This is a genomic window from Lapidilactobacillus luobeiensis (genome assembly GCF_024345205.1).
In the GTDB taxonomy this organism is placed as follows: Bacteria; Bacillota; Bacilli; order Lactobacillales; family Lactobacillaceae; genus Lapidilactobacillus; species Lapidilactobacillus luobeiensis.
The window spans coordinates 78,790-97,347 of record NZ_BROC01000005.1; the positions used below are offsets into that span (position 1 = coordinate 78,790).

General features: G+C 48.9%; 17 protein-coding genes. 8 read left to right on the top strand and 9 right to left on the bottom strand.

Annotated features, from left to right (window positions below; genetic code table 11):
- The first annotated feature begins 14 nt into the window (after positions 1 to 14).
- On the top strand, positions 15 to 662 hold the full coding sequence (locus OCU21_RS02980) for a TetR/AcrR family transcriptional regulator (RefSeq protein ID WP_261806026.1): 648 nt from the start codon (positions 15 to 17) through the stop codon (positions 660 to 662).
- A gap of 18 nt (positions 663 to 680) precedes the next feature.
- Positions 681 to 878, top strand: a complete 198-nt coding sequence (locus tag OCU21_RS02985; protein WP_261806027.1) for a hypothetical protein — start codon at positions 681 to 683, stop codon at positions 876 to 878.
- 268 nt (positions 879 to 1,146) lie between these two features.
- On the opposite strand, the gene OCU21_RS02990 is transcribed toward OCU21_RS02985, so the two are convergent.
- On the bottom strand, positions 1,147 to 1,965 hold the full coding sequence (locus tag OCU21_RS02990) for a Cof-type HAD-IIB family hydrolase (protein WP_261806028.1): 819 nt from the start codon (positions 1,963 to 1,965) through the stop codon (positions 1,147 to 1,149).
- A 351-nt stretch (positions 1,966 to 2,316) separates the two neighbouring features.
- Positions 2,317 to 3,180, bottom strand: coding sequence for an AraC family transcriptional regulator (locus OCU21_RS02995; RefSeq protein WP_261806078.1), 864 nt, complete (start codon positions 3,178 to 3,180; stop codon positions 2,317 to 2,319).
- A gap of 785 nt (positions 3,181 to 3,965) precedes the next feature.
- Here OCU21_RS02995 and OCU21_RS03000 point away from each other — a divergent pair.
- Positions 3,966 to 4,280, top strand: a complete 315-nt coding sequence (locus OCU21_RS03000) for a hypothetical protein (RefSeq protein WP_261806029.1) — start codon at positions 3,966 to 3,968, stop codon at positions 4,278 to 4,280.
- Positions 4,281 to 4,399: 119 nt separating this feature from the next.
- Here the strand turns inward: OCU21_RS03000 and OCU21_RS03005 are convergent, their stop codons facing one another.
- From OCU21_RS03005 to OCU21_RS03020, 4 genes are all read right to left on the bottom strand, one after another.
- Positions 4,400 to 4,936 (bottom strand): CvpA family protein, encoded by a 537-nt coding sequence (locus tag OCU21_RS03005; RefSeq protein ID WP_261806030.1) that lies wholly within the window; start codon positions 4,934 to 4,936, stop codon positions 4,400 to 4,402.
- A 1,118-nt stretch (positions 4,937 to 6,054) separates the two neighbouring features.
- Positions 6,055 to 6,600, bottom strand: coding sequence for a hypothetical protein (locus tag OCU21_RS03010; protein WP_261806031.1), 546 nt, complete (start codon positions 6,598 to 6,600; stop codon positions 6,055 to 6,057).
- Between the two features lie 366 nt (positions 6,601 to 6,966).
- Positions 6,967 to 7,935, bottom strand: coding sequence for a mannose-6-phosphate isomerase, class I (gene manA, locus OCU21_RS03015; RefSeq protein WP_261806032.1), 969 nt, complete (start codon positions 7,933 to 7,935; stop codon positions 6,967 to 6,969).
- A gap of 841 nt (positions 7,936 to 8,776) precedes the next feature.
- Positions 8,777 to 10,150 (bottom strand): glycoside hydrolase family 1 protein, encoded by a 1,374-nt coding sequence (locus tag OCU21_RS03020; RefSeq protein WP_261806033.1) that lies wholly within the window; start codon positions 10,148 to 10,150, stop codon positions 8,777 to 8,779.
- Positions 10,151 to 10,475: 325 nt separating this feature from the next.
- Between OCU21_RS03020 and OCU21_RS03025 the strand changes: the two genes are divergently transcribed.
- The 5 genes from OCU21_RS03025 (at position 10,476) to OCU21_RS03045 (ending at position 14,477) form a co-directional block, all read left to right on the top strand.
- Positions 10,476 to 11,402, top strand: coding sequence for an AAA family ATPase (locus OCU21_RS03025; protein WP_261806034.1), 927 nt, complete (start codon positions 10,476 to 10,478; stop codon positions 11,400 to 11,402).
- 12 nt (positions 11,403 to 11,414) lie between these two features.
- Complete coding sequence (locus OCU21_RS03030) at positions 11,415 to 12,095, top strand: type 1 glutamine amidotransferase (RefSeq protein WP_261806035.1); 681 nt, start codon at positions 11,415 to 11,417, stop codon at positions 12,093 to 12,095.
- Positions 12,088 to 12,825, top strand: a complete 738-nt coding sequence (locus tag OCU21_RS03035; RefSeq protein WP_261806036.1) for an endonuclease III domain-containing protein — start codon at positions 12,088 to 12,090, stop codon at positions 12,823 to 12,825. The genes OCU21_RS03030 and OCU21_RS03035 overlap by 8 nt, the downstream gene beginning before the upstream one ends.
- 607 nt (positions 12,826 to 13,432) lie before the next feature.
- Entirely contained in the window at positions 13,433 to 13,786 is a 354-nt protein-coding gene (locus OCU21_RS03040) for an iron chaperone (RefSeq protein WP_125599664.1), read from the top strand.
- A gap of 22 nt (positions 13,787 to 13,808) precedes the next feature.
- Positions 13,809 to 14,477 (top strand): YdeI/OmpD-associated family protein, encoded by a 669-nt coding sequence (locus OCU21_RS03045; RefSeq protein ID WP_261806037.1) that lies wholly within the window; start codon positions 13,809 to 13,811, stop codon positions 14,475 to 14,477.
- 171 nt (positions 14,478 to 14,648) lie between these two features.
- On the opposite strand, the gene OCU21_RS03050 is transcribed toward OCU21_RS03045, so the two are convergent.
- From OCU21_RS03050 to OCU21_RS03060, 3 genes are all read right to left on the bottom strand, one after another.
- Positions 14,649 to 15,341, bottom strand: a complete 693-nt coding sequence (locus OCU21_RS03050) for a methionine ABC transporter permease (RefSeq protein WP_125599644.1) — start codon at positions 15,339 to 15,341, stop codon at positions 14,649 to 14,651.
- A complete protein-coding gene (locus OCU21_RS03055) occupies positions 15,334 to 16,413 on the bottom strand; it encodes a methionine ABC transporter ATP-binding protein (protein WP_261806038.1) in 1,080 nt (359 codons plus the stop codon). The genes OCU21_RS03050 and OCU21_RS03055 overlap by 8 nt, the downstream gene beginning before the upstream one ends.
- 839 nt (positions 16,414 to 17,252) lie before the next feature.
- Positions 17,253 to 18,086 carry a MetQ/NlpA family ABC transporter substrate-binding protein gene (locus OCU21_RS03060; protein WP_261806039.1) on the bottom strand — a complete coding sequence of 278 codons (834 nt, stop codon included), beginning with the start codon at positions 18,084 to 18,086 and terminating at the stop codon, positions 17,253 to 17,255.
- Positions 18,087 to 18,558 lie beyond the last annotated feature (472 nt).

The following is an 18,558-nucleotide window of genomic DNA, read 5'->3' on the forward strand; positions in this document are numbered from 1 at the left end:
AAATGAGTGCAGACATGATGAAACGAACAAGATTACCAGAAGATCCGGTCAAAAAAGCCCGCATGCAAGCGGCCGCGTTAGCGTTGTTCGCCAGTGCGGGCTACCAAGCCACCAAAGTCGACGCGATCGCCGCCAAAGCTCAGGTCTCCAAAGGCCTGATCTTCAAATACTTCGGTAATAAAGAGCAACTCTATTTGGCCACGCTACGACAAGCTTACGACCGACTGATGGCAATCATGGACGAGACGGTTTGGCAGGAATCCGACGATCTAGTCGCGATGGTCACCAATGCCACCCGCTACAAAATCAGCCTGCAATTACAATACCCGCAGGAATTCCAATTATTATTGAATGGGTTCATTCATCTCAAGCAATTACCCGCCAGTGGTCGCCAGTATGTTGAGCAGATGATGGTCGCGAACCAGGATCTGACCCAACGGCTCGTCCTGCCCGTCTTTGCGAAAATGACCTTCAAGCCAGGCATCACAGCTACCGATGCCCTAACTGTTTTGAATTATGTCACCAGCGGTTATCTGGAGAAATTTCAACAGTATTTGTTGAGCCACCCAGAAGTGACCACGGTGGCGGAAATGGAACCACTGTTGGCCGATCTGACCCGCTATTTGCGGATCGTCGAATATGGTTTTGTCGCCCCAGATTGACTTTTTCCTGAAGCGAACATGTTAAAACAAGAAGACGACCAACATCCGGGCAAGATGTTGGCCGTCTTTTATTTAAGGGGAGGAGTAAAAATGAAGAAAAACTTGGTTGTTAGCCACACCGGGCAAGTGCGACTAATTGGTTATTCATCACAACGGGCAATTGTGACGAACTTGTGCTTCGTGGCGGGCAACCACTATGCACATCGTCAGCATTGACGGGCAATCAATTCTGACTTATTTAGGTTTAGGGTTTTGTTTGGAGTTTATAGATCACAAGGTCTTGTAGCGCACCGGGCAAGTGCTCTTGCATTTCCTTTGCTTTCTATGTTAATAACTATAACCTGAATGTTTGAAAAGCTCTTGTTCAAATTATGGTTCTTGCGGGAATAAAATTTGAAGAAACTGTGACACTTTGATTCTACAAATCGTTTCCTGAGCTCCGCGAACTTATCTTGACCCCATACCTGCGTGATTTTCAATCTCTTTATTGAAATAGGCGTTGATAGATCTCCGTGATGGGATCTTGGTTATTGTTGGCGGTCAAAATCAGATTAGCGGCTTCTTTGATATGGGGCACGGCGTTTTGCACGGCGACACCACAGCCGGCCGCTTGGATCATACTGAAGTCGTTGTCATTATCGCCTAAAGCAATGATCTCTTCAGGCTTGATCCCCAACGCTTGCCCCAGCTCCAAGGTGGCGCTGCCTTTATTAACGTTGGCCGGATTGAACTCGACATAGCGATTCGATGAATAGGTCACCGTTAAAGGTTCCGCGACTTGGCGCTCCGCCCGGGCGCGAAAAGCGGCCAATTTTTCTGGATCTAGATTCTTCATAATGATCTTGACGATCGGGCGTTTTGCAAAGGCGCTCAGGTCCGCGCCAGTCAGGGGCAAAACATCCACGCCCCGAGATTTGATATAACTCACTTCATTGGCATCTAGATTGCGCACGTAAACATGGTGGACCGTGTACAAATGGATTCCCAAATCAGGCTCAGCCAAAGCCAACCGATAAAGCTGGTCGGCCACGGCAAAGGGCAAATAGTGATGGCGCAAAATTTGATTCGCTTGATTGGCTACGACCACGCCGCCATTATAAGAAATCACATACTGATCTGGTTGTTGATAAGTCCCGATCGTTTTCAATAAGGCCTGCACTGACGCGAATCCACGGCCAGTGTTGGGAACGAATTTAATTTGTTGCGCCTGCAAGCGTAAAATCGTCGCTCGATCCCGCTCCGAAACCTGGCCGGCGTCATTCAACAAAGACTCGTCCAAATCGCTGACAATCATTTTATACATAAAATCACCTTTCCTTAGCTTATTCATTATACGTGAAATCACCAGACTGGGAAAGCCGCGTTTGCCCTTAGACACCTCAGCGTTAAGGATAGGCGCTTGAACGCTGGACCGGATGACGATCTTGTCTGAGAGATAGCTTAGGCTTTGCTGACGCAGCTGATCCTCTGCGATATATCCTGTCACTACCGAAGACGACTGTTTTTCTAACAAAATTGAAAAAGAAGGCGAAAAGTGCATGGCACTCACTTTCGTCTTCCTTTATTGAGCCAAAAACTATCTGTTTGCGCGCCCCGATCACGTTGTTTCAACCACGATCCTTGCAAATTACGTTGACGGGGAGCGGCAACTACATTATTTTTTCTGCACGGGGATCCAGATTTGGCTGTGATAATCAGGTTTGGTTGTATCCGGAACCTCATTCCACAACATTTCTGGCCCACCTGTCAATTGATAATCTGTGGTGGGAAACCACTCGCTATAAATTTGCGCCCATGTCGCTTGCAAGGCTTCGGGAAACTTGCCCACCACATTGAAAACGACCCAAGTTGCCGCCGGAACGGCTAAAATATCGTAATCAGCAGTAACAGCCTGCGTGGTGGCGACCCCTAAATATTGATCCAGCTCAGACCCTTCGCTGCGATCTCCAGCAAAGTTCGCTGAAACATTCAGCATTCCCCGCGGCTCCAGATCACAAAATGACTTGAGCTCAGCGATGATCTTGGGAGTCAATCGGGCGGTCAAGGCCTCTATTTGATGATTGACCCCGTTATATTGCAAGGTGATCCGTTTTTTAAAGCCGACGATCTTAAACGGCTCTTTTTGGACAATGCGATAATCCATAGTTGTTCCTCCTTTGATCGTTAATTGAAAAGTCAGCGGTAAAAGATTTTTAAAACTAGCATCAGCGCGTTTCATTTGTGATGGGTTGACGCCGTGAACTTTCTGAAACGCCTTACTGAAAGATTCCGGTGTTTCGTAACCAAAATCATACGCCACATCGCTCACTTTTTTGTTCGTGGAACTCAAAACTTCAGCCGCAAGAGCCAATTTGCGCCGGCGAATGTACTCGCCCAATGGCATGCCCGCCATAAAGGAAAACATCCGGCGAAAATGATATTCAGAACAGCCTGCGATCCGCGCGATTTGTTCCGAATCGAGCTCCCGCGTCAAGTTTGCTTCGATATAAGCCATGGCGGCATTGAATTGCTTGATCATATTCAAATACCCGGCCTCCTTTCTAAATGCGCCCTCTGCGCTTTCTGTTTGAAACGTGCTGCGCAGCTTAGTCAATCTGATAAATTAATACTCACGGTCTAACCGCACCTCTCCGCACTGTCAAAACGTGTTCGCCGACCTAGTGCTTTCCGCTTAGCTACGTCGCTGTTCCGGGAGCTAAAATCGGCTCCCAAAACAGTGACTAGGCTAATGTTCAAGCACTACCCGGGTCGGCTCGCACTCTCTTTCAAAACGTGCTCACCGACCTAGCTTCTTCCGCTTAGCTACGCCATTGTTCTGGAAGCAAAGCCCAGCTTCCAAAACAATGGCTAAGCTAATGCTCAGAAGCTGACCGGGTCGGCTCGCACTCTTTCAAGATTGAGTATAGCAAATCTAAAAAACGTCGTCCTGTCAATTTCGTTGCTATCTTGAACTGATTTTTACAACTATGGTTCAAATTTTACAGATTAAAGAAACGGAAATTAGCCTGACGAAGCAAACCGCAGTGTAAAAGGGCTAGCGACAACAAACTGGCTGGTGTCGATCCCGTTCACAACGCAACCGGTGAATCATTTTTTCATAGCGCATCCCCGTCAATTCCCTCGGATCGCAAAAATTATATTGAGAATATCAAAAAAATTCATCTCTGCTTCATCACAGTGAGATTATGATATAATAAGCTTGAAATCAGTATAGCTGGCAATTGGGCAAAGATTAATGGTAGGGCAATTTCAGAGCACATTGGCTTTCTATGTGGCGCTGATCACAGGGAGGTTGTTAAAAAAATGGTTAAAAAAAGAAACATGGCCAAAGAGAACCGGATCATCATGATTATTTTAACTTTATTTCTTGGAATTTTACTGGGCGCGCGTGGCGACCACCTTATTCGAACGCGGATCGCCAAACAGGCTAGACCAACTTATGAAATCGTCGTGCCACCAACGCGTAAAACCAAGATTTCGTACACAGAGCCTAAACATGATAACATCATCGCTACTCATACTTTCCCCAACCCGAAAAAGCGGCTGTGCGTGATTATTTTTAATCGAACAGACAAAACGGGTTACTACGAGCTGAGAGAGTTACGAACAAAAGATTGATCATGGCAACTAAGCAAGTCGGATTTTATCCAAATAGTACACTTTAATTATCAAAAGAACGCAAAAAGGGAAAGTTGAATGTTGCAACTTTCCCTTTTATATCCGCCTAAACTACTATTTTAGAACGACAGAGCATTTACAAAGCTATTCGTATCGGTATGGAAGAGCCAGTCGATCACTTTTTGACTGACGATCGGGGTTTTCTCCACGACAAATTGAGCGACCGGTGAATTGATGTACTGGTTCATGTACCATTCTGGCTGGATCACGTTCAAGATCGCCAACGCCAAGAAGATCCCTAAGTACATCATCAACCCCGCCAACAGCGCGCCACCAAGACCATTAGCTTGCTTGATCACGGGGAGCCATGTGACCGATTGCGACAAGCGACCGATCCAGCGAATCACCAGATGGCCGACGAACATGATCACCCAGAAGCCGACTGATTGACCGATAAACGCCGTCATTTCGTTACTCAGGTCATAATTAGTCGCTACTTTGACCAACAAACTCCCCAATTGTTTATCATAAAAAAGCGCCAGTAGAAACACCAGCAACGTTCCCACACTATAAAGTAATTCCTTGATCAGGCCACGTTTGTAGCCGCGATACCACGCCGATAACAGCGTGGTGATTAGCACGATTGTTAGAATCATAATTGCCACTTTCCTTATTTGATACTCTTAGTTTAGCAAGAAATTGGCGCTGAAGCATCATGCTAGAGACGGACTTTACTACGCAGAGTTACTGATTCTGGATTCTTCGCTTGATTGCCGGTGGGGTGGGGTGGGGACGCAACCGGCTGGGACTGCTGTTGCGGACTGGAACGTGGTGGGCGCTGTTTTGAGCCAATCCGCAAAACCCGCGGCTTGTCTCAAAATCAGGCCTTGTCCTAAGCGGCAAAGCCGCCAAGGACAATTTCACCACTGAGCCGCGCAGTCCCAGCCGGTTGCTGAACAGAATTGAGCCTATCTGCAATCGAAGCGAAGTATTTGACGAAGTGGTTTTGCGAGCTAGAGGTCAAAACGATGGCCCACTTTTGAGGTGGTACGGAAATATCAACTTATTTGGATCAGGAGATTGGTCTACTTTGCATCGGTTGAACATCTTTACCCGCTCCATAAATAATCCACGGGTGGAAACCGACCGATTCAGCAGATTCATCAAGAACTTGCCTTAGTTCATCAGGCAAACTATTCTGGTGTCACCAATTTAAAGCTTGTAATCATTAGGCATGGTCGTCAACTGCGTGGTTCCCGAGCCAATTGGCCAGAGCTTGCCAATTGGCGTGAGTGCTCAAACGGCTGTTATAACGTTGAGCGGCTGGAGCGGAGAAATTCGGGGTGAGATCGCCGTGAAATTGTCCTTGGCGGCTCTGCCGCTTAGGACAAGGCTCAGCTTTGAGATTTTCGGCGCTCTTCCGAAAAGCTCAAAGTGACGCCCACAGCGAGCTCACCCCGAATTTCGCAGCGCAAGCCGCGGTCAAACTATTTTTCCCAGCAAGCACATTTTTTGCAACCGCTTTCAGTCTTTGCTATGATGAACTTAAGAAGAGAAGCACGTCGCGATCCTGCCCAACGGATCGTTAAGCCCAGTGTTGCATCGGGGCAATTGTCCAAACCACCTGAACCATTTGATTGAATTGGCAGTTGCCATTTTGATTTCTGTTCAAGGCCAAACTCCGATGACTAACGTTGCTTCTCCAGATGTAACACTGGCAAAAAAGCCACCGAGATTTCTGCTCGGCGGCTTTTTGTGTCGTGTTATCTGATCACTATTTTAGATTAAGGCTGACCACATCAGCCTGTGGCAAAGTTGTGGTGTCGGTCAAATCGAAATGAGTGATCGTGGTCACCTTAGCCACCCCTGGAACGTGGCTGGTCACCACTTCCGCTGGTGCGAAGTGCGCCTGCACATCAGTTGATCGCGGTAAGACGATTACGCTGAGCTTCGCGTTCCCAGTCAAGTGATCTGGCTGATCTAAGCGCACGCCTTCAGCGAAGAAGCTGGCGACATCGGCCGCCGACCGAAAATCAGGGCATTTGACCCCACTGATGAAAACGATCCGTTGACCAACAGGATATAAATAGCCTTCAACTTTTTCAGTGACATTGACCACGGGTATGACAGAATCCATCGGCTGATCGGTCACCGCGATCGAGCCTTTACCTGACGCCACGGCTGCGCTTTTCGGTACATTGACCGTACTTTCAACAACACGTGGTTGCCGCCATGGTTGTAACGTTAAAGTCAGGCCGCAGATAATCGCGAGACTGACCATGATTCTTTTAACTAATTTGTTTCGCCCTTGCTGTGACATTATCCTCGCCCTTTCTCTGCTATCACAGTTCTACCTGAGCACAGGTCATAAATTTCGACCTATGTTTCGACTAACTTTACCTTAGCACATTGCTCGCGATTAACCACGGGGCTAAAGTCCCAATTTTTTGAAAGCCTTATCAACGTGAGCTGCCCCGCTCCGCGATTTGGCCCGTGGTGATCCGCAATGCTAAAAAATAAGCCAACAAATATCATACTGCTTGCCCCGACCGCTTGTAAAGCGATTTTCATTGGTACGCTCCCCAATACAAAAAAGCCCCAGCAAACCATTGCGCCGATTCAACGCAAAGATTAGCTGGGTCTTTCATTCAAATCAGCGCTAAGTAACTGCTGGTCCGGTGACCGATTATTCGGTCAACCCTGCTTCAGAGGCGATGATCTGCAAATCGCCATTCAGTTGCCACTCCTTGATTTGGAAAGGCAGAATGAAGTGTTCGCCTTTTTTCAGGTCGTAGGTCTGGCCATCACAGGTGATACTCCCGGAGCCGGCGACGACGGAAACCAGTGTGTACGGTGCCGCGCCGCGGTGTAAGGCCAATTCGCCGTTGACGCGCCATTCGTAAACACTGAAGAAAGGTGATAATGGTGCTTGAACGAAGGTTTTAACATAAGAATCACCATATTTCTTCTCGGTGATGTGCAATTCAGGATCGTGAGAAGGTACCGTGGTCACGTCGATCGATTGCTTTAAATGCAGATCTCGTTGTTTACCAGTTTTGGCGTCGACCCGATCGTAATCATAAAGCCGATAAGTCGTGTCGCTACTTTGTTGCGTTTCCAAAACAACGATGCCTTTATTTAAGGCGTGGATCGTGCCACTGGGAACGTAAACGAAATCGCCAGTTTTAACCGGGTATTTCCGCAAAAGGTGGTCCCAATCGCCTTGATCGATCATTTCTTGCAACTGTGCCCGCGTTTGTGCGTGATGCCCGTAAATCAAATAAGAATTTGGTTCCGCGCTTAAGACGTACCAACATTCGGTCTTGCCCAATTCATGCTCATGTTCCTCCGCATAAGCGTCATCAGGATGGACTTGAACAGATAAACTGGCTTCCGCGTCCAAGATTTTTGTCAAAAGCGGGAAGACCTTGCCCGGAGCGTTGCCAAATAATTCTTTATGTTGATCCCACAATTCAGCGACATTCAAGCCTTTATACGGGCCATTTTCCACGGTGCTCGGGCCGTGGGGATGAGCGGAGATGGCCCAACATTCGCCAATATCACCGTCGGGGATCTGATAACCCCAGTCTGTGGCTAATTTACGGCCGCCCCAGATTTTCTCTTGAAAATATGGTTTCAAAAATAATGGTTCCATTAAATTCAGCTCCCTTGATCTTTTCATTTCAAATCGTACTCTGATTTTGTAATAAAAGCTATCTTGGCTATTGTGTAAGTTTTTTAAATTTGTGACTTTGGCTGACTGAAAACAGATTGGTCGTAGCTTGCGCTGCGCGATTCGGGGCGAGCTCGCTGTGGGCGCTGTTTTAAGCCGCACCAGACCCGCGCGTCTTAAAATCAGGCCTTGTCCTAAGCGGTAAACCGCCAAGGACAATTTCACGGCGAGCTCACCCCGAATCGCTCCGCTCCACCTGCTCAGTCGTACTTTCCATCTTAAGCGATCACGCCGGCTGACAAGTTATGTCTTACAAATGTGCTCCAACGCAATTGACGGCCTTGATTAGTAGTTGCTAACTTGGTATTGGTAACACCGGCATAATTTATCTGCTCAACTAGGTCAAATTCTGGATAAGCTAGCTGAATCGGTCGGTTTCCAATAAGCATTCATTTAGCGGCAAATATAGCTTTGTTTACCTTGCACAAACTGTTCCGGCCAACTATTTTCATCAGTTGTTATAGCGGTACCACACCAAAAGTGAGCAATCGTTTGACCTCTAGCTCGCAAAACCACTTCGTTAAATCCTTCGTTCCGATTGCAGATAGGCTCAATTCTGCCTAGCAACCGCCTCAGGACGTGTGGCTCAGCGGTGAAATTTGTCTTAGTGGCTTTGCCACTTAGACAAAGACCTGATTTTGAGACAAGCCGCGCACTTTGCGGATTGGCTCAAAACAGTGTCCACTGCGTTCCAGCCACGACAAACGTCCTGAGGCGGTTGCGCTCACGTGCAACACCCACAAAAACTGCCATCAAGCAAACCCTACATTTCCGCGCCGTTACTAGCAATAACTTTTTTCAGCCAGTGGTAACTCTTCTTAGGTACTCGCTTCATATCGCGTAGATCGTGGTTGGTGCGATTGACGTAGACCACACCATAGCGCTTACGCATATCGCCTTGAGAGCTAAGGATATCGATCAGGCCCCAACCTAAGTAGCCGATCACGTCGGCGCCGTCGATGCAGACCGCGTCTTTGATAGCTTGGATATGTTCGCGGTGATAAACGATCCGATAATCATCTTGGATCTCATCGTGGCCGTCCCAGGTCTCGATAACACCAATACCATTTTCAATCGGGAAGATCGGTAGGCGGTAGCGATTCCACATTTTAACGATGATATTGCGGAAGCCCAGCGGATCGATCTGCCAATCCCACTCAGTAGTGTCTAGATATGGATTACTTTGCAAATAAGCGCCTGAGTTTTCTAAAAGATCAGACAAGTCCTTGATCTGGTCAGCATTCAAGGTGGTCGAACGGTAATAGCTGAAAGGTAAGAAGTCGCTATGCTGTTGCTTGATCAGAGCCAAATCACCTGCCTTGATCATGGTGAAACCGTGTTGTTTGATCACATTGAGAAAAGCAGGAACGTAACCGCGGCCAGTAAAGGCGTCAAGAAGATTATAATTATAAAATTGGTTGATTTGTTCCGTATACAAATTATCAGCTGGTTTTGCGGTAGCTGGATAGAGTTCGGTATAGGCCAACATGCCGCCGATCTGATCGTTGGTCGTTTGATGCAAGTAATTGGTGACCTGGGCGTGAGCCAACATGACGTGATGACTGATCGTCAGAATATTTTCTAGTGTATCCGCTGTATCCAGAGCACCAGCGATCTTAGCCGCGCCAGGCATCGAATATAGATTTTGTTCATTGAAAGTCAACCAGTAAGGGACCTTAGCGCCGAACTCATCGATCATTTTTTTACCATAACGCACGAAGGCAGCCACGACTTCGCGACTCATGAAGCCCTGATACTTCTGAGCCAGCGCTAAAGGCATGTCAAAATGGTAGAGACAGATCATCGGCGTGATCCCCCGCGCCAGTAAGCCATCGATGAACTCGTGATAGAATTGGATCCCTTCTGGATTAAACGCGCCTTCACCATCCGGCTGGACCCGACTCCAAGAAATCTGAAAACGGTAACAGTTCATTCCCAGATCCTTCATCAGATCGAAATCTTCGGGGTAACGGTGGTAATCATCAATGGCGACTTTCCAATCAGAACGATGCTCGCCGGGCTCAACCAGATCATAGACAGATGGGCCCTTGCCGCCTTCGTTGTAAGCACCCTCAGTTTGCATACTGGACACTGAGTTGCCCCATAAGAAATCTTTATTGAATGCTGTTGTTGACATATTGACCTCCATTAAGCATTTACACACATCTTCAGTATACGTTAAAACACTTTGAATATTAAGAGGGCAATCTGTCTAAAAAAGATAGACATTTTAACCCATTTGATTTAGTGCTGCTGACAAACTTAGCGCGACGACCTGATTATTTGGACGGGCAACCACCGATGACGCGCCAATCAGGGAAACGGACCGCCCACGCAAAGTGAACAAGTTCATTTTTTTCAGGAGATTCCTTTTAACAGCAGGCATAATCGGTTAAAATAATAATGATTAGCTTCATTCTGACCTTGTGTCACACAGTCAATTACACATAGGAGTTTTTATCTTGAAAAAATTATACGTTCTCCGTGGCGTCCCTGGCTCGGGCAAATCCACTTTTATTCGCCAACATCGCCTTGAGCCCTACACCATCGCCACAGATAACTTGCGTTTGCTTTATGGCAATCTTAAATCGATCTATGATGAAGAACGGCACCAGATCCGACAAGTGATCCCGCAGGAATATAACGAGCAAACTTTCACGCTGTTGGATCAACTGATCCGCAACAAAATGGCCCGCGGCGAAACGGTGATCGTTGACGCGACTCATTTGTATCCCGACGCGTTCGCGCCTTATCTTCAGTATCAGAAGGAATTCAATTATGAAGTGATCGTCATTGATTTCACTAAAGGGATCGGTCTCAACGAACTATTGCGCCGTAATGAAACTCGTGTCGATTACCGCTGGATCGATCCTGAGATCATCAAGAAAATTTACCAATTCGCGCGGACTCATCCCCGGTTACCGCGCTGGGTCAAGCAGATCACACCTGATAAATTCGATCGTACCTTATACTTAGAGGAGACAGACCTGTCTAGTTATCGCAGTATCGCCATTATCGGGGCCAAAGCTAATTTTCGCGGGTCTTTGAAGCCCCACGAATTCTATTTCACTTTTAACCATGATTTCGCGCTGAAGCACAGCCAATCCCATCACGTGGCTTATATCAACCAAGATCTGTCGACGATCAATGAAGCCAACGCGTTTACTGTTTTCCCTTTTAAGTTCCGTGGCCAACACTACTTGGTCAGCAGTCACAATCTGCGTGCGGATTTAATGGGGCCGAGCAAGAAACTGTATGGCAAAGAATACTACAAATTCGGTTTGATCAATCCCCAGGACCTGATGCAGGAATTTCCTGAGCCCCATTATGGCAAGCGGCAGATCAATTTAGAAACCTGTCCCCAGCAACAAATCAACCGACTGGCCTAAGGAGGCAGCTTTATGTCCGCAACCACAACAATCAAAATCGCTTATCTCTATGAAGATCTGATGAATACTTACGGTGATAGCGGCGATGTCAAGATTCTGCGCTATCTGCTCAATCAAAAAGGTTTTGACGTGACGGTCACCAATGTTAGTTTAGGTGCTGATTTTGACGCCTTCGACTATGATTTCGTCTTTTTCGGTGGTGGTCAAGACTTCGAACAAACGATCGTCGCCCAAGACTTACAACGCCATCGTGCCACCTTAGCTGCTTATATCGAAGCGTCCCGACCATTATTGGCGATCTGTGGCGGCTACCAATTATTAGGCGCCTATTACGAAACCAGCGGCGGCACTACGATCAAAGGCCTCGGCATCTTACCGTTGCACACGGTTTACAAGGCTGACAGTCGGATGATCGGCGACACTACTGTCCAAACCCCTTGGGGCCAGATCCACGCCTTTGAAAACCACAGCGGCCGCACCTATTTCGATGATAAGAACATGCTCAAACCCTTGGGCCAAGTGGAGCAAGGCTATGGTAACAATCCTGACGATCACGAAGAAGGTCTGCACTACAAGAACACCATTGGCAGCTATTCCCATGGCCCTTTGTTGCGCAACCTGAACGTGGCTCAAGCGGTTGCCGCCACGATCATAACCGCCCATGAGGAGCGTCTGGCGACGACCCATGCCTAGTAAATCCGCCCTGACCGCGGCCGCCGTCCAATCACAAACGCCGCAACAACTGACCCTGATCAACTTGCCCGAACTATACGACTTGCTGTATGACCATGTCGATAGCACCGGTTGGTGGCCAGCGCGCAGTGATTGGCAAATCATTTGGGGCGCCGTTTTGGTCCAAAACACCAATTGGAAGAATGTTGACTACGCCTTGGCTGACTTGGCTGCGGCCACCGCTTTTTTGCCAGAACGGATCCGTCAGTTGACCACCGCGCAGTTGCAGCAAACGATCCGCAGCGCCGGCTTCTTCGTGCGTAAAGCCCAAACGATCCAAAACCTCTGCACCTACTTCGCCCAATACCAAGATGATCTCGGGCAGCTACGCCGCTTACCACCAGCGCAGTTGCGGCGGGAATTATTGGCGCTCAAGGGTGTCGGTGAGGAGACCGCCGATACGATCATGTTGTATGGATTGAGTCAAGCGACTTTCATCGTGGATGTTTACGCGCGCCGCCTATTTCAACGGCTCCAAGCACCCCTACCCAAAACTTATCAAGCCGCGCAACAACTGCTCCTGCCGCAACTCGACCCGTTGACCCTGCGTGGCTTACAAGCCTTTCACGCCTGCATCGTTCTGTTTGGTCAACAAGTCAAAACTGAGCAGGCTTGGCAAGCCAGTTTCCTCAGTTCCTACCGCCTGACCAAAGGAGAGTGTGAGCCAACCTGGGTAGCTTCTGAGCATTAACCTAGCCAAGATTTTGGAGGCAGGACTTCGCCGCCAGAAGCCTGGCGTAGTTAAGCGGAAGAAGCTGGGGCGGCGAACACGTTTCAAAAACAGAGTGTGAGCCACCCCGGGTAGCTTCCGAGCATTAACCTAGTCAGGATTTTGGAGGCGGTCTTCGCCTCCAGAAGCCTGGCGTAGTTAAGCAGAAGAAGCTGGGGTGGCGAACACGTTTCAAAAACAGAGTGCGGAACACAACGGGTTGACTGTGAGCATTAACCTAGCTAGGATTTGGGAGGCGCACTTCGCTTCCGAAGGCCTAGCGTAGTTAAGCACAGCAGTCAGTTGTGTGCAGCACGTTTAAACCCAGAGTGTGAGCCAACCCGGGTAGTGCTTGAGCATAGCCTAGCAATCGTTTTGGAAGCCGCACTTCGCTTCCGGAACAATTGCGTAGCTAAGCGGAAAGCACTGGGGCGGCGAACACGTTTCAAAAACAGAGTGCGGAACACAACGGGTTGACTGTGAGCATTAACCTAGCTAGGATTTGGGAGGCGCACTTCGCTTCCGAAGACCTAGCGTAGTTAAGCACAGCAGTCAGTTGTGTGCAGCACGTTTAAAAAGGAGTGATCCCATGTCGACCGATCCCAATTCTAGTCCCATCATTGCCTACTTGGCGACCTTGTCCGGGCAGCAACAGCAACAAGCCCAAGCGCTTTATGATCTGATCAAGCCGCTATTACCAGAGGCCACTGAGAAAATCAGCTACCAAATGCCGACCTTTTGGCAACGGCACAACTTGGTCCATTTCGCCGCTTTCAAAACCCACTTAGGCTTCTATCCCACCCCGGAAGCAATCGACGCTTTCAGCGCGGAGACAGCGCCCTATCGCACCAGCAAGGGAACGATGCAGTTTGCCTATGACCAACCATTGCCAGCAGAACTGATCAGCAAACTCGTCTTATTTCAGCTTGACCGCTTAGGTTAGCGTCCCATGAGGAGGTCCCGCAATGTTTGACCCGCAGAAATTGAAATTTGACCATTATCCCCAACGTTACATCGCCAACCCGCCGGCCGAATTACAGCCTGCACTTGCGCCTTGGCAGACTCAAACGACGCCGACCGCCAACACCGATCTGCGCTTGATCTTCGTCTATGACCTGCCCGCCATGAAAACAGCCATCGACCAAGTTGCCCAAGACCACCAGCTCAGCGCTACAGGTTATTTGTATCTGGCCTATCCCAAACTCGCCAGCAAAAAATATCCGGGGATCCATCGTGATGATCTCTTTCCTTTTTTGAACGTGGATGACACCACGGGCGAAGTCGGGCAAACCGGTTTGAAGTTCTCGCGAATGGTCAGTTTCGATCAGGATTTCACCGTCGTCGGTTTAAAATGGTTGAAATCGGCGCCCCGCAGTCGTGACAGCGCCGATCAACGGGTCGCCACTTATCAAGATCAAGTCGCCAACTTGCAAACTCGTCTGACCGCCAGTGATCCGCAAGTCGGACAGCTGTTCGCCGCCTTGACTCCCGGCTATCAGCGTGACTGGACCCGCTACGTCTATTCGCCCAAAACCACCGCCACCCAAGACAAACACCTCGCGCTTTGCCAAGACGCCCTGCGCCAAGGTTTCCGCAATCTGACCCAGTATCAGCAAGCGCGACGGCGGCAGTGAACTGGCCAGAGCACCTTGGTTTGCGTAAATGCTGGGGTCCAGTGCGGTCTATTTCTTAGTAGGCGCGATTCAGAAAAATCCAGTTTGAAATAGCAAAACACCAGCGACGCAGAGCATTTTACTCCCGTCGCTGGTGTTTTTGCTTTCGTTATTGAGATTGAGCGTCTGGTTTTACGAATGGTCGACCTTTCGTGCCCAGAGATCGCCCAGACCTTGGACGATAAAGACGATTACGAGGATCAATAACGTACAGACCCAGATAATATCGTTTTGATAGCGCTGGTAGCCTTTGCTGATGGCAATATAGCCCAGCCCGCCCGCGCCGACCGCGCCGGCCATCGCGGTCAGGCCAATGATCGAAATGATCGTCAAGACCGACGTCCGGATCAAATCAGGCAGGCCCTCACGAAGATAGACGCTGAAGACGATCGTCCACGGTCCGTAGCCCAGCGCTTCCGCTGACTCGATCACACCGCTATCGACTTGGACCAAGGTGTTTTGGACTTGGCGGGCGTAGAATGGCGCCGAGCCCAAGATCAGGGGCACCAACGCGCCTTTGGGGCCGATCGTCGTGTGCACCAGCAATTGGGTCAACGGAAAGGCCACTGCCAATAAAATGACAAAGGGGATCGAACGGAAAATATTGACGATCTTATCGAGAATGCTGTAAACCACCGCGTTGGCTAAAATGCCCTTCTTTTCCGTGACTACCAAGGCGATCCCCAAGATCAAACCCAAAATCCCACCGATCAAAGTCGTCCAGAAGGTCATATATAAAGTCTGACCGATCCCCAGCAAGATGCCATTATCACCCGACCAATTCTCGACCACGTTGGGCATAATTTTTGTCAAAAAATCAATCATGAACGCTGACCTCCTCTGTTCCCGACTTCAAAACTTTGACAGACACGCGCTGCTCCTTCATGAAGACCAGCGCCTGTTCCGTGTGCTTCGGCGTGCCCGACAGGATCACCAACAAGTTGCCCACCGGCGTCCCTTGCAAGATCTCCAAGTTCCCGTACAAAATATTCGCGCTGACTTCAAAGCGGCGATAAAGCTCGGTGATCAGCGGTTGATCTGTGCTCTCACCTTGATAACCTAGCTGCACCAAAACCGAACCCACTTGCAGGTGCTTGATCGCCGCCTGCTGATTGACCGCCGCCAATGCCGACTCTAAATGAGTCGTCGTATCAATAAAGTCCTTGGTCAACGGCGCTTCAGGCTGGCTAAAGATCTGCAACAGATCGCCAGTCTCCACCAAACGGCCTGCTTCCATGACCGCGACCCGATTACAAATGCGTTTGACCGCATCCATTTCATGAGTGATCAGCACCACCGTCAGACCCAACTTCCGATTAAGATCTGCCAACAAATCCAAGATCGCCACGGTCGTTTTCGGATCTAACGCGCTGGTCGCTTCGTCCGAGATCAAAATATCCGGCCGATTCGCCAAAGCGCGGGCGATCCCCACCCGCTGCTTTTGCCCACCAGACAGTTGCGCAGGATAGTCATCAGCCTTATCAGTCAAACCCACCAGTTCCAGCAGTTCCGCGACCCGCTTCTTGCGGTCAGCCTTACTCAAGTGCGCCTTTTTCAGAGCAAAATCAACATTATCCGCGATCGATAAAGATTGCATCAAATTGAAATGTTGAAAAATCATCCCGATCTTCCGCCGTTCGCCCCGTAACTTACTGGCGTCTAAGCCTAATAGGTCGGTGCCATTGACTTTCACGCTGGCGTCAGCGTTGGTCGGGCGCTGGAGCAAATTGATCACGCGGATCAAGGTTGATTTGCCGGCGCCGGAATAGCCGACGACGCCATAGATGTCACCGCGGTCAACGCTGAGGTCAACGTGGTCAACGGCATGGACGTCGCGTTTGTCTTCCTTGAACGTGACGCAGATGTTTTTCAATTCAATAATTGGTTCTGCTGCCAAAATGATTCCTCCTTGATACTGCTTTATGCCTTTGGTTGAACTTGCTTGAGCTACTTGAAGTTTCCTGAAAGTAGATTGTGCGCAGCTTGCGCTGCGCGATTCGGGGTGAGCTCGCTGTGGGCGTCACTTTGAGCTTCGCAAAACCCGCGAATCTCAAAGCTGAGCCTTGTCCTAAGCGGCAGAGCCGCCAAGGACAATTTCACGGCGATCTCACCCCGAATCGCTCCGCTCCAGCCGCTCAACGTTATAACAGTCGCTTGAGCACTCACGCCAACTGGCAAGTTATGGCCAATTGACGGAGAGCCACGCCATTGACGACCATGGCTGGTGATCACAAGCTTTAAAATGGTAACACCAGCGCAGTTTGTTTGATGAACGAAAGCAGGGAAAGATGTCAAGCAATGCAAACTTGTACCGACCTACTAATCCAAATCCGTTGGCATTGCCGGACCACCTCAAAAGTGGACAATCGTTTGACCACCGCACTTGCAAAAGCACTTCGTCTAATCCTTCGCCTCGATTGCAGATAAGCTCAATTCTGCCTAGCAACCGCCTCAGGACGTGTGGCTCAGCGGTGAGATTATTCTTAGCGATTTATCGCTTAGAATAAGGCTCGATTTGAAGACAAGCCGCTGGGCTTGCGGATTGGCTTCAAACGATGCCCACCGCGTTCCAGCCACGACAAACGTCCTGAGGCGGTTGCGTCCACACCAAACCCACCAACACCTGCCATCAAGCGAATTCCCAAGAACAGAAGCTAACGCTTCTCCAAATCGGTCCAAACGATTGCCACTAAGTCCCTTTGGCCAAATTATACCATAGCCAGCCGCGGCAGAAGTTTATTTATCCAGCGTCCAAACACCAAATGCAGTGCCCTTGTAAACCTTCTCGATGTTCTTCTCAGTGGCGGCCGTCCGATAAGCTTTGACGATCTTCTTGTAAGTCGCGTTATCCTTATCAGCCTTGTTTGCCACGATCACGTTGATCCATTGGTGCGAACGCTTGTTGATCTTTTCTTGGAAGATCGCGTCTTTGGTCGTCAAGCCACCGTCAGCGGCAATGTCATTATTAACAACAGCGGCTGCCACGTCGGTCAAGGCCCGGGCGGTTTGCGCGGTTTCTAGTTCGGTGATTTTGAGCTTCTTGGGATTTGAAGTAATGTCTTTGACAGTTGGTAAAGTCACGCTCTTGTCGATCTTCAGTAGTCCGGCCTGTTCCAAGATGTTCAAGGCGCGTCCTTCGTTGGTGGCGTCATTAGGGATCGCGATGCTGTCACCGGTTTTGATTTGGCTGAGTTTGGTGATCTTCTTCGAATACAGATTCAGTGGGGCGATGTATGTCTCACCAATTGCGGTCAGCGTGGTTTTATGGGCCTTGTTCCAGCTATCCAAGAAGTTGTAGTGTTGGAACGAGTTCAAGTCGATCTGATGATCACTCAACGCTTTATTCGGTTGATTGTAATCTGAGAATTCGACGAACTTCAATTTGATGTTTTCTTTAGCCAATTTAGTCGCGATCGGTTTCCAGATCTGTTCATCTGAACTCATGATGCCGACTTTGACGGTGGTGACTTTCTTAGCGCTGGCTGAGCTGTCGTTGCTGCAACCATAGGCAACCAACAAAGGTACTAACGCTAACAATCCTAAGCTTAAACGTTTGATTAATTTTTTCATGATATTTCCTCCCGAATTGGTGGTTCATTTTGACTTTTTTTGTTAAGCGATTTTCTAACGAAGGGCAATCTTGGGGGATTGCTGCAGCGAAATCCCGACTGATTGCGGCGGCTGGTGACTTGATCATGGGTTAGACCCCTGTGGACCCAACTCTGGGTAAAATAAAAAGCGCCCGTTTCTATTGCTAGAAACGAGCGCTGTCGTGTTTACCATTCTAATTTGTGCTAGCCTTACGGACTACCACCTCACTAACGTACAGGCAAATAAACTACCGATACGCGTGCACGATAATGAGTGCCAAGCCATCATCACCTCGCAAACGCTTAGTGATGCCGATCGTGGGCCATTTTCAATCAATCGCAACTACCTTACTCTCAGCAAATGTAAGTTTTCTGTACAGTCTTGACGGATTTACTTTCCCATTCCATTCGTTATTGAAAACTGAATTAACATTGACACTACAATACCTGAT

Coding starts and splice junctions, on each gene's coding strand:
- OCU21_RS02980 (WP_261806026.1), top strand. CDS start 15: ATGATGAAACGAACAAGATTACCAGAAGATCCGGTCAAAAAAGCCCGC.
- OCU21_RS02985 (WP_261806027.1), top strand. CDS start 681: ATGTTAAAACAAGAAGACGACCAACATCCGGGCAAGATGTTGGCCGTC.
- OCU21_RS02990 (WP_261806028.1), bottom strand. CDS start 1,965: ATGTATAAAATGATTGTCAGCGATTTGGACGAGTCTTTGTTGAATGAC.
- OCU21_RS02995 (WP_261806078.1), bottom strand. CDS start 3,180: ATGATCAAGCAATTCAATGCCGCCATGGCTTATATCGAAGCAAACTTG.
- OCU21_RS03000 (WP_261806029.1), top strand. CDS start 3,966: ATGGTTAAAAAAAGAAACATGGCCAAAGAGAACCGGATCATCATGATT.
- OCU21_RS03005 (WP_261806030.1), bottom strand. CDS start 4,936: ATGATTCTAACAATCGTGCTAATCACCACGCTGTTATCGGCGTGGTAT.
- OCU21_RS03010 (WP_261806031.1), bottom strand. CDS start 6,600: ATGTCACAGCAAGGGCGAAACAAATTAGTTAAAAGAATCATGGTCAGT.
- manA (WP_261806032.1), bottom strand. CDS start 7,935: ATGGAACCATTATTTTTGAAACCATATTTTCAAGAGAAAATCTGGGGC.
- OCU21_RS03020 (WP_261806033.1), bottom strand. CDS start 10,150: ATGTCAACAACAGCATTCAATAAAGATTTCTTATGGGGCAACTCAGTG.
- OCU21_RS03030 (WP_261806035.1), top strand. CDS start 11,415: ATGTCCGCAACCACAACAATCAAAATCGCTTATCTCTATGAAGATCTG.
- OCU21_RS03035 (WP_261806036.1), top strand. CDS start 12,088: ATGCCTAGTAAATCCGCCCTGACCGCGGCCGCCGTCCAATCACAAACG.
- OCU21_RS03040 (WP_125599664.1), top strand. CDS start 13,433: ATGTCGACCGATCCCAATTCTAGTCCCATCATTGCCTACTTGGCGACC.
- OCU21_RS03045 (WP_261806037.1), top strand. CDS start 13,809: ATGTTTGACCCGCAGAAATTGAAATTTGACCATTATCCCCAACGTTAC.
- OCU21_RS03050 (WP_125599644.1), bottom strand. CDS start 15,341: ATGATTGATTTTTTGACAAAAATTATGCCCAACGTGGTCGAGAATTGG.
- OCU21_RS03060 (WP_261806039.1), bottom strand. CDS start 18,086: ATGAAAAAATTAATCAAACGTTTAAGCTTAGGATTGTTAGCGTTAGTA.